Annotated in this window: 13 protein-coding genes and 2 pseudogenes; 9 read left to right on the top strand and 6 right to left on the bottom strand. The window is 44.7% G+C overall.

Translation table 11 applies throughout. From position 1 onward, the window contains the following. Nucleotides 1-17: 17 nt before the first annotated feature. Nucleotides 18-764: an isoprenyl transferase gene (locus N4J56_RS06800; protein WP_317105768.1), complete on the bottom strand. Its 747-nt coding sequence runs from the start codon at nt 762-764 to the stop codon at nt 18-20. Between the two features lie 422 nt (nt 765-1186). Between N4J56_RS06800 and N4J56_RS06795 the strand changes: the two genes are divergently transcribed. Continuing rightward, nucleotides 1187-1795 (top strand): GNAT family N-acetyltransferase, encoded by a 609-nt coding sequence (locus N4J56_RS06795; RefSeq protein WP_317105767.1) that lies wholly within the window; start codon nt 1187-1189, stop codon nt 1793-1795. Between the two features lie 20 nt (nt 1796-1815). Here the strand turns inward: N4J56_RS06795 and N4J56_RS06790 are convergent, their stop codons facing one another. From N4J56_RS06790 to N4J56_RS06775, 4 genes are all read right to left on the bottom strand, one after another. Next, nucleotides 1816-2391: a hypothetical protein gene (locus tag N4J56_RS06790; protein WP_317105766.1), complete on the bottom strand. Its 576-nt coding sequence runs from the start codon at nt 2389-2391 to the stop codon at nt 1816-1818. A gap of 64 nt (nt 2392-2455) precedes the next feature. Continuing rightward, nucleotides 2456-3685: a type II secretion system F family protein gene (locus N4J56_RS06785; protein WP_317105765.1), complete on the bottom strand. Its 1230-nt coding sequence runs from the start codon at nt 3683-3685 to the stop codon at nt 2456-2458. Between the two features lie 85 nt (nt 3686-3770). After that, nucleotides 3771-4895 carry a type IV pilus twitching motility protein PilT gene (locus N4J56_RS06780; RefSeq protein ID WP_317105764.1) on the bottom strand — a complete coding sequence of 375 codons (1125 nt, stop codon included), beginning with the start codon at nt 4893-4895 and terminating at the stop codon, nt 3771-3773. 105 nt (nt 4896-5000) lie between these two features. Continuing rightward, entirely contained in the window at nt 5001-7010 is a 2010-nt protein-coding gene (locus N4J56_RS06775; RefSeq protein ID WP_317105763.1) for a GspE/PulE family protein, read from the bottom strand. Between the two features lie 345 nt (nt 7011-7355). Between N4J56_RS06775 and grpE the strand changes: the two genes are divergently transcribed. The 8 genes and pseudogenes from grpE (at nt 7356) to gshB (ending at nt 14333) form a co-directional block, all read left to right on the top strand. After that, on the top strand, nt 7356-8120 hold the full coding sequence (gene grpE, locus N4J56_RS06770) for a nucleotide exchange factor GrpE (RefSeq protein WP_317105762.1): 765 nt from the start codon (nt 7356-7358) through the stop codon (nt 8118-8120). Further along, complete coding sequence (locus tag N4J56_RS06765) at nt 8121-8270, top strand: hypothetical protein (protein WP_317105761.1); 150 nt, start codon at nt 8121-8123, stop codon at nt 8268-8270. It abuts the gene before it with no gap. Then, nucleotides 8248-10060: pseudogene (dnaK, locus tag N4J56_RS40795) on the top strand (molecular chaperone DnaK); the annotation flags it as partial. The gene N4J56_RS06765 and the pseudogene dnaK, both read left to right, overlap by 23 nt. Nucleotides 10061-10365: 305 nt before the next feature. Beyond that, nucleotides 10366-11499, top strand: a complete 1134-nt coding sequence (gene dnaJ, locus N4J56_RS06750) for a molecular chaperone DnaJ (RefSeq protein WP_317105758.1) — start codon at nt 10366-10368, stop codon at nt 11497-11499. Next, complete coding sequence (locus N4J56_RS06745; protein ID WP_317105757.1) at nt 11496-11747, top strand: sulfurtransferase TusA family protein; 252 nt, start codon at nt 11496-11498, stop codon at nt 11745-11747. The genes dnaJ and N4J56_RS06745 overlap by 4 nt, the downstream gene beginning before the upstream one ends. A 66-nt stretch (nt 11748-11813) precedes the next feature. Then, nucleotides 11814-13039 (top strand): annotated as a pseudogene (rsgA, locus tag N4J56_RS06735) (small ribosomal subunit biogenesis GTPase RsgA). Between the two features lie 45 nt (nt 13040-13084). Beyond that, nucleotides 13085-13357: a glutaredoxin 3 gene (grxC, locus tag N4J56_RS06730; protein WP_015153793.1), complete on the top strand. Its 273-nt coding sequence runs from the start codon at nt 13085-13087 to the stop codon at nt 13355-13357. Between the two features lie 4 nt (nt 13358-13361). After that, nucleotides 13362-14333 carry a glutathione synthase gene (gene gshB / locus N4J56_RS06725; RefSeq protein WP_317105754.1) on the top strand — a complete coding sequence of 324 codons (972 nt, stop codon included), beginning with the start codon at nt 13362-13364 and terminating at the stop codon, nt 14331-14333. A gap of 59 nt (nt 14334-14392) precedes the next feature. Here the strand turns inward: gshB and recA are convergent, their stop codons facing one another. Beyond that, a complete protein-coding gene (gene recA, locus N4J56_RS06720; protein ID WP_317105753.1) occupies nt 14393-15466 on the bottom strand; it encodes a recombinase RecA in 1074 nt (357 codons plus the stop codon). Nucleotides 15467-15617: the final 151 nt, after the last annotated feature.

Here is a 15617-nt window from a genome sequence, read left to right as displayed (position 1 = left end):
TGCCCACCGCTCAAAAATTAGGAAGCAATCTGACCAAAACGACGATCGCGGTTTTGATAAGCGAGTAAAGCTTGATGAAAGGCAGTGCAATCGAAGTCGGGCCACAAAATATCTGTAAAATACATTTCTGTATATGCCATTTGCCACAATAAAAAATTACTCAATCGCATTTCTCCACTAGTACGAATTAATAAATCTGGATGAGAAGTTCCAGCAGTATAGAGATATTTCTCGATGGAGTTTTCGTCAATATCTTCGATCTCAATTTCTTGTTGCTGAATTTGTAAAGCAATCTGCTGACAAACTTGAGCAATCTCTTTGCGGCTACCGTAATTAATAGCCACAGTAAAGTGGATAGCTGTGTTATTAATTGTGTGAGCGATCGCTCGTTCTATTTTTCTTTGCAAAGACTGAGGTAATACTGATAAATCTCCGATAAAAGAGAGCCGCACTCCTTCTTTTTGCATTTGGGCTAATTCGCGCTGTAATAGTCGTTCAAACAATAACATGAGAAAATCGACTTCTTGCGTAGGTCGTCGCCAATTCTCGGTCGAAAAAGCATAAGCTGTTAGTGCTTCGATTCCCCAATCTTTACAGCAGCGAAGTAGCTCTTTTAAAACTTTTGCTCCTTGGCGATGCCCAGCAACACGCGGTAATCCTTTTTTAGTAGCCCAGCGTCCGTTACCATCCATAATTACAGCAATATGTTTGGGTAATCTTTGAGGATTGAGAGCGGTAGGTAATTCAGATTGTATAGAATTCATAGATATAATGTCACGCAAAGACGCAAGGGCGCAAAGAAAATTGTCAGTTTCTACCAAGCTTTATTTCAGGTTGTCGATTCCTGCATTAATTTACATAATCTACTATGTGATTTCTGAGAAGTGAGATTGTTTCAATAGAGGAAATGTAGATACACTTACTGATACGAGCTTGAGAATCAAGGAGAATATCTCGGCTCTGTTTCTCATAGCTTAAAAGTAAAAGAACTAGTTGTCAGTCGGTTAAGGTCGGGAAACCGATCTATTCAAAAGTCGGAAACTTCAGAAAAATCGGAACTCAAATGCACGCTTCAGCGACTAAAAACATAATCGAGATCGTCGCACTATAGATGGGAAAAATAAGAATACCAAGCTAATGCACCTACCACATTTTTAAACGCACAAATTTGAATGCATAAATCTAAATGCACGAAACATCCTCAGTAGAAATATCTATTCGTCAGGCTCGTACTAGCGATCGCGATCGAATCATCCAGTTGCATAGTCAGTCAATTCAGCAACTTTGTACGGCTGATTATAACCCTGCACAAATTCAAGCTTTGCTAGAAGATAAAAAAGTGTATGGAGCAAAATCGTGGGGTGATGTTGTCTTAGTAGCAGAGTATGGCGAAGAGATTGTAGGCTTTTCGGCTTTGATGCAGGGTACGGTAAGTGCAATGTACGTCCATCCAAAATGGACTCGACAAGGTATTGGTAAGTGCTTGTTACAGGCGATCGAACGAGAAGCAATATTTCGGCGATGGCAATGGTTATTTGTGAAAGCTTCTATTACGGCTGTACCTTTTTATCAAGCTTGCGGCTATCAAATTCTACATCCCACTCAAATGATGGTTGCTCGTAGGGAGTGGGTTCCTTGTGTTGATATGCAAAAGCAACTACTGGTAACAATTAATCGACAGCGATTGCCTTCTCGACAAGCAGAGACTTGTTGGCAAATTGTGCAATCATGTTTAGTTTGTTTAATCGTATTAGTCGCGATCGCAAAGATGATGCAATGGTTTTTACCTCGATAGTTTCTATCTCCTATTTCCTTTCATCTAGCTGAATTTTCAGGAAATGCCTCTTCTCTATCTTCTACTGAAGTTGGAATGCGATCGATAAAAGGTAAACTAGCTCCTTGCAAACCCCTTTTAATACGTTCTGGAGTTTCGGGAAAGATAATAAATAGCGGATAAATGCTATTCGCTCCTTCAGTAAAAATGTGTTGATAAGGAAGAGGCATAATCCACTCGTATTCTTTATCTAATAAAACTTGAGTTTGTCGCCAGCGTCCTAAAAAATCGGAAAAATCTTCATTTGGACGATAAATAAATAGAAAAATTTCTACTCCAGTTTTAATTTTCCACTCTGGATCGCACATGAGAAAAGCAACATCGCAGGGTAACAGAGTCGTTTCTCTAACTTCGATCGCATGACGTTCTTTACTAGTTGATGTAGGATGTCGCAGCCGAATTATAGGTAAAGGAATCGGAATGACACTTTCATGAGGGCGACGTAAACTTGGAAGCATTTCTAAATAGGGAGGATGCTGCTTCAATAAGGCGATCGCCCAGCAGCGATCGCTATACTCTGCTAAGCACTCTTCATAACAAGATTTTTTAATACTCATAATTTCATCGATTAATAGTTAGTAGTTAATGGTCAAGAGAGATCGCTAACTACTAACGATTCGCTTAACCCAATTTTTCAAATATTTTAAACATGGGCAAATACATTGAAATGAGAATTGTACCAACCATACCACCTAAAACTACAATCATAATTGGTTCAATAATACTAGTGAGGGCTTTGACAGCTTGCTCGACCTCATCTTCATAGAAATCAGCAACTTTCATTAGCATACTGTCGAGTTCACCAGTTTCCTCACCAATGCTAATCATCTGAATTGCCATCACGGGAAAAACTCGTTCTTTTTGTAATGCTAAACTAATCATTCCTCCTTGCTGAATTTCTTTACGAGCTGCGTCTACAGCATTAGCAATAATTTGATTTCCTGCGGTATCGCGAACAATTTCTAGAGCAGATAAAATTGGTACTCCAGAACGAGTCAAAGCTCCAAAAGTTCGGCTAAATAGAGCTACTGCTGATTTTTGAATTAAGTCACCAAATAAAGGTATATTGAGAGAAATGCGATCTATTGTTTCCCGACCAAGCCGAGTTTTATAATACTGTCTATAGGCAAATCCCCCTACAATAAAAGCAGTTATAGGAATTAAAACTTTCCAGCTTCGTAACGTGGCACTGATCCATAACATGAACTTCGTTAGAGCTGGTAACTCTACTCCCAATTGGTCGAAAATATTCGCAAAAATTGGAATGATAAACACAGTCATAGCAATGAAGATAGCAACAGCAAAAAGACACACTGCTACCGGATAAGTTAACGCTGATTTAATCTGGTTTTGTAGTCGAGCGCGATCTTCCAATAACTTAGATAATCGATTCATGACTTCATCAAGAACGCCACCAACCTCCCCAGCTTGCACCATGCTGACGTACATATAATCAAAACAACCTGGGTGTTTCCGCATTGCTTCAGACAAATTCATTCCCTGTTGTACATCAGAACTAATGTCAATTAAAGCCCCTTTCAGTTTTGGGTTAGTACACTGTTCCGCCATTACACCCAAGCTTCTTACAATTGCTACACCCGCATTAATCAGGGCAGCAAACTGACGAGAAAAGACAGCTTTATCTTTAACAGATACCTTTGCAAGAGCTGCTTGGAGCGGTGCTAAGCTAAGATTACCACTCAACTTAAATTCTTCTGCTTGTTTTAGTTCTTGAATAAAAAGACCTTTCGATCTCAAACTAGAACGTGCTGCTGCTATTGTGTCAGCAACAACTTTTTCTTTTTTAGCGTTTCCTTTCGCATCACGAACGCGAGCAACAAATGTAGGCATGTCTTAGATCTTTTAGGAGATAGAGAATATGGAAGTTGTAGAGATACAAACTATATATCTCTACAGATGATTTTCTAAGAATTATTTAATGCATAGAAGCACCTGCCCTCATACCAGCTTTTGTACCGACTCCTGGAGTATTACCAATCAAGCGCTGTAATTCATCTGGCTTAGATGTTTTAGACATTGCTGCTTCAAACGAAATTAGACCAGTTTTGTACTGATCTGCTAAAACTTTTTCCAATGTTTGCATACTCAAATTTCCTCCAGTTTGAATTGCCGAGTAAATTTGAGCTGTTTTTCCTTCACGAATTAAGTTAGAGATAGCAGGGGTAACAATCATAATTTCCTGAGCCATAACCCGACCGTATTCACCTGGTTTAGGGTTCTTTTTAGGCACGAGAGTTTGACTGAATACTGCCACAAGTGAGTTAGATAACTGAACGCGAATTTGTTGCTGTTGTTCTGGAGGAAATACATCTACCATCCGGTCAACGGTTTGAGCCGCAGAACTCGTGTGTAGTGTACCAAATACTAAGTGTCCTGTTTCCGCTGCTGAAATCGCTAACTGAATTGTTTCTAAGTCACGCATTTCACCTACCAGAATTACATCTGGATCTTCTCGTAAAGCTGCTCTAAGAGCATTAGCAAAACTTTTTGTATCTTCTCCAACTTGACGCTGATGGATCAAACTCTTGATTGGTTCGTAGACAAACTCAATCGGATCTTCAACTGTGATAATGTGTTCCGCCCGCGTCGTATTAATATTATTAATCATGGACGCTAGGGTAGTAGACTTACCCGAGCCAGTTGGTCCCGTTACCAAGACTAATCCTCGGGGCTTTTCCGAAATTTCTCGCACAATATTGGGTAAATTTAAAGTTTCCATGCTGGGAATTTTGGAGGCTAGCGCTCGCAAACAAGTGGCATACGTACCTCGGTCTTTATATACGTTGACGCGGAAGCGAGCTAGTCCCTTAATTCCGTAAGAACAGTCGAGTTCCCAGTTTTGTTCTAGAGTTTTGCGCTGGGTATTATTTAACATACTAAAAATTAGTCTTTGACACTGTTCTGCTGTTAGTGGTTCGTGTTCCGTTGGAGTCAACTTTCCACTGATACGGATATATGGTGGTAAACCTGCTGAAATGTGTAAGTCCGAACCACCCGAGTTAATAACTTCTTCCATTAAGTCTTCAATCATTAATTCCATAAGTTAATCTCCTTGAAATTTATGTTAGTAATTGGTAATTGGTAATTGGTCGTTGTTCGTTTTGACTTTTAATTTTTGACTTTTGACTTACCCATTACCGATTGTCTAGTCACTAAATCGTGGAGTCATACAATAAGGACACTCAAACCACTCTGGTTGTAGCTCTGCATGACAAGTTTTACACTCTAATGAGCTTTTACGTTTTGCTTTCAGTTCCGCTTCCAAACCAGAATCAGTGAAAGTGACGCGCTCTACTTCTTCCAAAGTCGTGTTACCTTGCATAACTAACTCCAGACTATAAGCTAACAACGTTTTCATGCCCTCTTCTACGGCTGCTTCTTTAATCCGTTCGCTGGGCGCTCCTTCAGTAATTAAATTTTGTAGTCGTTCTGTAACGCGCATAACTTCATATACGCCACAACGCCCTTTATATCCAACGCCAGCGCATTTAGAGCAAAGTTGATTTTTAGCTTTAGCGGCTTGAATTTCTTCTAACTCCAAAGATTTAGCTTTGCAAAGCGTTAGTTCGACATCTTTAGAACTCGCCAGTCCAAACCGAGCTAACTCCTCGGCACTGGGAGTATAAGGAATGCGACAATCAGAGCAGACGCGCCGCATCAAACGTTGAGCTACAACTCCTAGCAGCGCACCGGACACCATGAATGGTTCTACACCCATTTCGTCTAAACGAGAAATTGCCCCAGCAGCATCATTAGTGTGCAGAGTTGTCAATACCAAGTGTCCCGTTAGTGCTGCCTCAATAGCGGTTTTTGCCGTTTCCTTATCCCGAGTCTCACCAACTAGAATTACGTCTGGGTCTTGTCGTAGAAAAGCCCGCAAAATAGAAGCAAAATCCATTCCTTTTTCTCGAATCACCTGGACTTGCGTAATTCCTGGTAGAGAATACTCAATGGGGTCTTCAGCGGTACTGATATTTACCCCTGGATCGTTGCGTTCTGCCAAAATTGAGTATAAGGTAGTTGATTTACCGCTTCCCGTCGGACCCGTAACCAAAAGCAGTCCGAACGGACGACTTGCCAAGTCCCTCACAATTTGCAGACTCTCTACATCGCTAATTAATTTGTCTAAACCAAGTTGGGTAGATGAGTTATCCAAAATCCGCAAAACAACTTTTTCCCCGTAACGACTGGGTAGGGTGTTGACGCGAAAATCAACTTTTCGTCCTTCAAACACGCGGCGAATACGGCCATCTTGGGGTGCGCGTCGTTCGGCAATATCCAATTCAGCAATAATTTTAAATCGAGCTGTCACAGCAGGAACGATTTGTTTGGGTAGGGGGTCAAAAGCCTGCCGCAATACTCCATCTCTACGAAATCGGACGCGCAAGTACTCTTCTTGGGGTTCAATGTGAATATCTGAAACTTTTTCTTGTAACGCTTTGATCAGAATTTTATTCACTAGGGCAATTACAGGAGCAGCATCCGCATCTTTGAGAGATGCACCTAAATCTGCGTCACCCTCCTCTGGTGCATCTTGTAAATCAAGTCCGTCCAAATCTACGGTGAAATCGACGGCATTAGCGTTATTTCTTTGATTGTCTGCCTGCTGTTTTTGTTTTTCTACATTTTCATCTAAATATTTAGAAAGAAGTTCTTGGAAGTCTTCTAGTGTAATGACCGTCCTTTGCAATCCAATATCGCGGGGGCGAAGAATACGGTTTAAATTATCTTGGGCATCCAAATTATCTGGATCGACCATTGCTATCAAAACAGACGGAGGCTCATCACCTTTTGATATAGGTAGCAGCCGATAGCGACGACAAATATCAATCGGGATCAAAGAATCGATCAACTCACCAACTTGACTAGTGCCAATCTGATTGATTTCTGGATCGAGAAACTCTACACCGTAGAGAATTTTTAGCTCGAATAGCTGTTGTTTTTTATACTGTCTAATTAAGTCTGGTGGCAGTTGTCGTCCAGTTATAGCTTCTAAAATCTCCGGTAGCGATCGCCCAGTCGAGCGACTTTCGCTCAAAGCCTGCTTCATCTGCTCTTTACTGACATACCCAGTCTCAACTACTTTGTTGCCAAAAGGAGACAAGTCATTTTTGACAATTAAGGCACGTCGCTGCATTGAAGAGGAGTAAGACATAATCGCTACTAAGATTTTGCATAATCAAGTATTCCCAAATAGAGTGTTCCCAAATCTCAAGAGAAATATTACAGAGGCGAGAGGCAGTGAAAGAAGTCGTAAGTCGTAGGTCGTAAGTCGTAAGTCGTAAGCCATTTTTCTCCCTCAGCTCCCGATCGCTCCGCAACTCTCTCTTCCCCCTGCTCCCTTTCTTCACTGATAACTGACTCCCCGTGCAACTGCGCCTGCAATTATTGCATCCTAGAAGAGGTAAGTTTGCGCACAGGCTGTTAGTGGCTGGAGTAAACCTCATATCTCTAGCCCTTCCACAGCTGCACAGTTGTTAGGATTTAGGATTGGGACATAATGATTGACGAAGAAAAGCAAACGGAAAACGCAGCTAACCAAGAACCACAACAGCAAATACAGCAAACGACGAACGAGGTAACAACCAAAACAATGAACTCAAATGCATTCGGAGAATTTGAAACACAGGCAAACGCTCCAGAGGTAGATGCTAACGTTGCATCGAACGAGAATCCAGTCGAAGTAGAAAAGCCTGATACCGCCTCCACCGCGCCTGAAGCCGATAATCGAGCTGCTTTGTTAGAAAAGGAGCGGGAGATCGAGTCACTCAAAGCTAGCTTGGAGGAGCGTACCAGTCAATACATGCGCATGGGCGCGGATTTTGAAAATTTTCGCAAACGCACGCTCAAAGACAAAGAAGACTTAGAGCAAAAGATTAAACAGAATACTCTACAAGAAATTCTACCTGTGGTAGATAATTTCGAGCGGGCAAGAGCGCAGCTCAAACCGCAAACCGATGCTGAAATGAATCTTCACAAAAGTTATCAGGGAGTATACAAGCAACTGGTAGATTGCCTCAAGCGGCTAGGTGTTTCGGCAATGCGACCTGAAGGCAAGGAGTTTGACCCGAACCTACATGAAGCGGTCATGAGAGAACCAACAAGCGAGTACCCTGAAGGCACGGTGATTGAAGAATTGGTCAGGGGTTATTACTTAGGCGATCGCGTATTGCGCCATGCTTTGGTAAAAGTAGCTACTGCCCCAGAAGAAATGTCTTCAGAAACAGTAGTAGCAGAACCCCCACCCGAAGTTACAGAAAGTTGAGTGAAAAAATATCTTAGGAGTGAATGCATTGAGACAAATTCTGGGAAATATATCGTAGAGCCAATTTACTGCGTCGATCGCGATCTGGGACGACGCTACATCAATAAACGCCACCTTACTGCTGAATATGGGAAAAGTTATTGGGATTGACTTAGGAACAACGAACAGTTGTGTTGCCATTTTAGAGGGCGGTCAACCATTGGTGATCCCCAATTCAGAAGGTGGACGAACAACTCCCAGCGTGGTTGGCTTTGGTAAAGCCAGCGATCGCTTGATCGGTCAGTTGGCAAAGCGTCAAGCCGTCACGAATGCCGAAAACACTGTTTACAGTATCAAGCGGTTTATCGGACGGCGTTGGAACGAAACTCAAGCAGAACGCCAGCGCGTCCCCTACAAATCCGTTAGAGGACGCGACGACACTGTAGATGTCCAAATTCGCGATCGCACCTACACTCCCCAAGAAATTTCTGCCATGATCCTGCAAAAGCTCAAGCAGGATGCAGAAAATTTTTTGGGAGAAAGCGTAGACCAAGCAGTAATTACCGTACCAGCCTATTTTACCGATGCCCAGCGGCAGGCAACCAAAGATGCTGGAACGATCGCGGGACTGGAGGTTTTACGTATTATCAACGAACCAACAGCCGCCGCTTTAGCTTACGGCTTGGATAAGCAAGACCGAGACCAAACAATTCTCGTCTTCGATCTAGGCGGAGGTACTTTTGACGTTTCTATCTTGCAACTGGGGGACGGGGTATTTGAAGTTAAAGCCACCTCTGGCAACAATCAACTTGGCGGTGACGATTTCGATAACTGTATCGTGCGCTGGATGATTTCTTGCTTTCTAGACAATGAAGGTGTAGACCTGACTGCCGATCGCATGGCACTCCAGAGACTGCGAGAAGCAGCAGAAAAAGCCAAAATTGAACTGTCTACCCTTGGCAGCACGACAATTAATTTACCTTTTATCACGGCTGATGCTACGGGACCAAAACAACCTAGAACAAGAGCTAAGCCGCGCCAAGTTTGAAGAGTTGGTCTTGCCTCTGATCCAAGCCACGATCGAACCGATGGTGCAAGCCCTCAAAGACTGCGGTTTACGCCCCCCAGATATCGATAAGATCGTGCTTGTGGGTGGTTCCACCCGCATTCCAGCCGTGCAAAATGCCGTGCAAAACTTTTTTGGTGGCAGAACAGCCGAGCGATCGGTCAATCCCGATGAGGCTGTTGCACTAGGCGCGGCAATCCAGGGTGGAGTGTTGGGGGGCGAAGTAGAAGATGTCTTGCTACTGGACGTAACTCCGCTTTCTCTTGGAATTGAGACTTTAGGGGAAGTCTTTACAAAAATTATCGAACGCAATACAACCATTCCCACCAGTAAAGCGCAAATTTTCTCGACTGCTACCGACGGACAAACCTCTGTAGAAATCAAAGTTCTTCAGGGAGAAAGAGCGATGGCGCGAGACAACAAAACTTTGGGAAGTTTTGTACTCACTGGAATTCCTCCTGCTCCTAGAGGCACGCCCCAAATTGAAGTTGCCTTTGAGATCGATGTCAACGGGATCTTAAAAGTGGCAGCATCAGATAAAGGCACTGGCAGAGAGCAAATCCTGCGGATCACTAACACAGGTGGCTTGAGCGCGAGTGAAGTAGAACGGATGCGCCAAGAAGCAGAAATGTTTGCCGAGCAAGATCGAAAACGCTTGGAACTGATCGAACTGAAAAACCAAGCAGAACACTTGTTACAAAGTTATTTTGTTACGCTAAGAGATAATAAAGAGCTAATTACTGAAGAGTTTAAAGCTCAGGCAGATGAAAAAGTTGCCGCACTCAAAACAGCCTTTGCTGACCCAGCTTCCACTGTTGAAGCGATCGAGCAAAGGCTGCAAGACTTCCAGCAAAACTTATTTGCTTTAGGAGCCAGCGTTTACGAACAAGCCAATCGCAGTAGCTCTTTCACTTCATCAGGTATGGACGACACCTTCACTTCTTCCTTTGGCGACGATAGTACGTATGCAGTAGACTACGAGGCAATTGAGGAGTAGTCATTGGTCATTGGTCATTAGTTGTTATTCTTTCCTACTCCCTACTCCCTACTCCCTGAAAAGGATCGGTTTTGCCACCTTGTTGAAAGTACGGTGATTTGTCTACAGTGATTATGGAACTTTTGTAACTAAGCTGAAACGCGATCGCCGCAGGACAGCGTACAGACTCATCCCTCCTCTAACCACTAAACCAGCAGCGCTCTATGGCTCGTGACTATTACGAAATTCTGGGTGTTTCCCGCAGTGCGGATAAAGAAGAAATCAAACACGCCTATCGTCGCCTAGCTCGGAAATATCACCCCGATGTGAATAAAGAAACTGGAGCTGAGGAGCGGTTCAAAGAAATCAACCGAGCTTACGAAGTGTTATCGGAACCGGAAATGCGGGCGCGTTACGATCGCTTTGGCGAAGCTGGTGTCGCAGCTGGTGCTGGGGCAGCAGGTTTTCAAGACTTTGGCGATATTGGCGGTTTTGCTGACATATTTGAAAGCTTCTTTAGCGGTTTTGGTGGTGTGGGCGCTCAAGGTGGGACGCGGCGGCGGAGCGGACCAGTCCGTGGTGACGACCTGCGGCTAGATTTGAAGTTAGATTTTAGAGAAGCGGTCTTTGGCGGAGAGAAAGAAATTCGCATTTCTCACCTAGAAACTTGTGAAGTTTGTAGCGGTTCTGGTGCAAAGCCTGGAACTCGACCGCGTACCTGTACGACTTGTAGTGGCTCGGGTCAGGTAAGGCGCGTTACCCGCACTCCCTTTGGTAGTTTTACGCAGGTGTCTACTTGTCCCACTTGTAACGGTACGGGGCAGATGATTGAAGACAAGTGCGAGGCTTGCGACGGGAAAGGCGCGAGGCAGGTAACGAAGAAGTTAAAAATTACCATTCCCGCTGGAGTTGACAACGGTACGCGCTTGCGCATTTCTGGGGAAGGTGATGCAGGCGATCGCAATGGTCCACCAGGAGATTTATACGTTTACATCTTTGTCAACGAAGACGCAGAATTTCGCCGCGACGGGATTAACGTTCTATCAGAAATTAAACTCAGCTACTTGCAAGCAATTTTAGGCAGCCGCATAGAAGTTAATACGGTAGATGGTCCGACTGAATTGATCGTGCCTGCTGGGACTCAACCAAACACCGTGATGACTTTAGAAAATCATGGCGTGCCGCGCTTGGGTAATCCCGTCAGCCGAGGCGATCACCTCATCACGATTTCAATCGATATTCCCACCCGCATTACTCCCGAAGAACGAGAATTACTGGAAAAGCTAGCTAAAATTCGGGGCGATCGCACTGGAAAAGGTGGTATAGAAGGATTTTTGGGAAATCTGTTCCACAAATGAACCAATCATTTTTGTCATCTGCCGATGCTCAACTCGATCTACGCGGCACTCCCTGCCCGATTAACTTCGTTCGCACTAAGCTACGATTGGAAAAAATGCCTCCAGGCAGCTTGCTGGAAGTCTGGCTAGACCCAGGCGAACCAATCGAGCAAGTGCCGGATAGTTTGACAATGGCAGGATATCAGATCGAGCAAATTGAAGAACGTCAGGGATTTTTCGTGCTTCAGGTGAGGCATCCTGTGAAATGAATTCGGAATTCGGAATTCGACATTATTTTCAATAATTTGTAGACTTGCGTGTTTGTTTAGTTATGCATGAATGATTTGCCCGAGTCTGAGATTCAACCTTTAGGGGATACTGCGCTCCTAGTGGGTACGGTAGTGGCAGTACAAGCAAACTACTATCAAGTTAAATTGGACGCTCAGTTACAGGGAGCAGGGAGCAGGGACGAGCTGGGAGCAGGGGAGATAAGAGAGACAAGGGAGACAAGGGGGACAAGGGAGAGCGGGGAGAAAATTCTTCGAGTGTCCTCCCACACTTCCCACACCCCACCCCACACCCCCACACCCCACACCCCACACCCCACACCCTACTCTGCACGCGGCGGGCGCGGTTGAAAAAGCTAGGACAGCAAGTCATGGTCGGCGATCGCGTTGTCATAGAAGAACCGGATTGGTCTGGTGGTCGAGGAGCGATCGGGGAAGTCTTACCCCGTCAAAGTCAGCTCGATCGTCCGGCGATCGCTAACGCGCAGCAAATTCTGCTGGTATTTGCCTTGGCAGAACCAGACCTTGACCCGTATCAATTGAGTAAGTTTTTAGTGAAAGCAGAGTCTACGGGGTTAGAAATTTGTCTGTGCTTGAATAAAAGCGATTTGCTCTCAGCCCAGCAGATTAATAATTGGCGCGATCGCCTAAATCGCTGGGGCTATCAACCTTTATTTATCAGCGTCCATCAGGGGGTTGGGATCGATCGAGTTAGCCAGCGCCTGCAAGCGAAAATTACCGTCATTGCTGGACCCTCTGGCGTAGGAAAATCGAGTTTAATCAACATGCTAATCCCAGAAGCGGGGTTGCGAGTTGGAGAAGTATCGGGGAAGCTGTTGCGGGGTCGCCACACGACACGGCACGTCGAACTATTTGAATTGCTTACGGGCGGATTGCTAGCCGATACTCCTGGCTTTAACCAACCAGATCTTGACTGTACTCCCGAAGAGTTAGCGCTCTATTTTCCAGAAGCAAAACAACGCTTAGCTGTTGCTAGCTGTCAATTTAGCGATTGCTTGCACCGCGACGAACCGAATTGTGTTGTGCGGGGCGACTGGGAACGTTATCAGCACTATTTGGACTTGTTAGAGGCGGCGATCGCCGCTCGAGAACAGCTAGCTCGTCAAGCCAATCCCGAATCAAATGTAAAGCTAAAAACCAAACGGGGTAAAACTCAGTACGAACCCAAACTAGAAACGAAAAAATATCGCCGCCAGTCTCGCCGGACGCAACAGCAATCTCTCCAGGAGTTATATCGAGAAGCAGAGGAATAGGGTCTAAAATTTAAAAAATATTAACTTAAAAAATCGGAGATTTTTATGGCTCCTAAAGTCGAAATCTACACCTGGAGATCCTGCCCGTTTTGCATTCGTGCCAAACAACTTCTTGCCAAAAAAGGCGTTGATTTTATCGAGTACAGTATTGATGGTGATGAAGCCGCTCGCAAACAGATGGCACACAGAGCAAACGGTCGCCGTTCCGTACCCCAAATCTTTATCGACGATCGCCACATTGGGGGATGCGACGACATTTACGATCTGGATTTTCAAGGCAAGCTCGATCCGCTGCTAACCTCGGCTCAAGGAGCGTAAGCCATTGAGTTTAAAACTAGTTTTTATTATCGACCCGATCCACAAACTCGATCCAGGTCACGATACGAGCGTTGCGTTGATGGAAGCAGCGCAAGCTTTGGGACATGAAGTGTGGATAACTGAAGCTAGCCGCTTGGGGGTAGCCGAAGGTAAGGCATCGGCTGTTTTAGAACGGTTACAACTGAAACCAGTGCAGTTGGTAGACGGGCGTTGGGTAGCGGAACTGGTTTGGTACGATTTGAGCGATCGCACCTGGACACCTTTAGAAAATTTTGATGCTGTGTTCATGCGGACAGATCCGCCTGTAGATATTCCCTACCTCTACGCTACTTACATTCTTGACTTCATCGATCGAAGCAAAACTTTAGTCGTGAATCATCCCCAAGGATTGAGGGCAGCAAATGAAAAAATGTTTGCCCTGCAATTTTCCCATTTGATGCCAGAGACGATTGTGAGTGCGGATAAAAAAGTGATTCGCCAATTTTTAGCAGCAAAAGGGGCAGCAATTCTCAAACCACTGGGACTTAAAGCAGGTGAAGGAATTATTTATCTCGAAGAAGGCGATCGCAATTTCAACTCAATTGTAGAAATTAGCACTTACCAGGGCAAAATGCCCGTGATGGTGCAAGAATTCATCTCTGCTGCGAAAGAAGGAGACAAGCGGATTATTCTACTCAACGGCGAACCCATCGGAGCTGTGAATCGAATTTCCACCAGCGATGACTTTCGTAATAACATGGCAGCTGGCGGTACGGTAGCCAAAACTGAAATTACAGACCGAGAACATCAGATCTGTAAGGATTTAGCTGTCAGCCTACAACAAAACGGCTTATACTTTGTTGGAATTGATGTTATCGGCGGCTATCTAACTGAAGTGAACGTCACCAGCCCTACAGGGATCAGAGAAATCGATAGGCTTAATGGAATTCGTCTGGGAGAAACAGTAATGCGTTGGTTGGAAAAGGCGAAGGGTTGAACCGGAAATGTAGAGACGTTACATGTAACGTCTCTACATTTCCGGTTCAGATAAAAATGCTACTCGTCGTCAGCTTCCATTTCTTCGTCTTCATCTTCTTCGTGAGCTTTCACGGAGTTAGCTGAGACAACAGCACCCATGTCGAGTTTTTCTCTGACGAGTTTCTGAATTTCCTGAGCGACCTCAGTATTTTCTTCCAAATACTTAATCGTATTGTCGCGACCTTGGGCAATGTTTTCGCCTTTGTAGCTATACCACGCACCTTTGCGCACAATTACGCCTGTTTCTTCAGCAATGTCTACCATACAACCTAATGTAGAAATGCCTTTGCCGAAGATAATATCAAACTCGGCGATCCGAAATGGAGGCGCAACTTTGTTTTTAGCGACTTTAACTTTGACGCGGTTGCCGAATTCTTCCGTTCCCTTTTTCAAAGTTTGAATTCGACGAATATCTAACCGCACGGAAGCGTAGAACTTAAGGGCATTACCTCCAGTTGTCGTCTCTGGGTTGCCATAGGTCACGCCAATCTTTTGGCGTAGCTGGTTGAGGAAAATTACGGTACAACCAGATTTACCGATGTTACCCGTGATTTTTCTTAAAGCTTGGCTCATCAAACGCGCCTGCAAGCCGACGTGGGCATCTCCCATTTCGCCTTCGATCTCGGCGCGAGGAACCAATGCTGCTACGGAGTCAACAATCACGACATCAACCGCAGCAGATCGCACCAACTGATCGACAATCTCTAAACCCGCTTCGCCCGTATCTGGCTGGGAAACGAGAAGATTCTCAATGTCTACACCCAAAGCCGCTGCGTAGGTGGGGTCGAGGGCGTGTTCTGCGTCCACAAAGGCAGCAATCCCACCTGCTTTTTGAACTTCCGCGATCGCGTGGAGTGCTACTGTCGTTTTACCAGAACTCTCTGGACCGTAGATTTCAATTACCCGCCCTTTTGGTAAACCGCCGCCTAGAGCTAGGTCTAGTGTCAACGAACCGCTAGAAATAGTTTCCACGCGCATTCGGGTCGCATCTCCCAAGCGCACGATCGCCCCTTTGCCGAAATTGCGTTCGATTTGATTCAGGACTAGATTCAGGGCTTTTTGCTTGCCAGCAACATCATTGTTAATAGCCATTCGCGCCTCTAGGATAGGAGGTGTAAAAACTTTTACTTAACTAGTTTGAACTAGTGCAGATATACTATTTTAGTAGATTTATCCAGCACAGCATAGCATATATGCTAATTCGTAATTTTGAATTCGTAATTCGTAATTGGGGATAATTTGC

Source organism: Chroococcidiopsis sp. SAG 2025 (genome assembly GCF_032860985.1).
Classification (GTDB): Bacteria; Cyanobacteriota; Cyanobacteriia; order Cyanobacteriales; family Chroococcidiopsidaceae; genus Chroococcidiopsis.
Note: the sequence above shows the minus strand (reverse complement) of the source record. Positions and strands in the feature narration are given on the sequence as shown.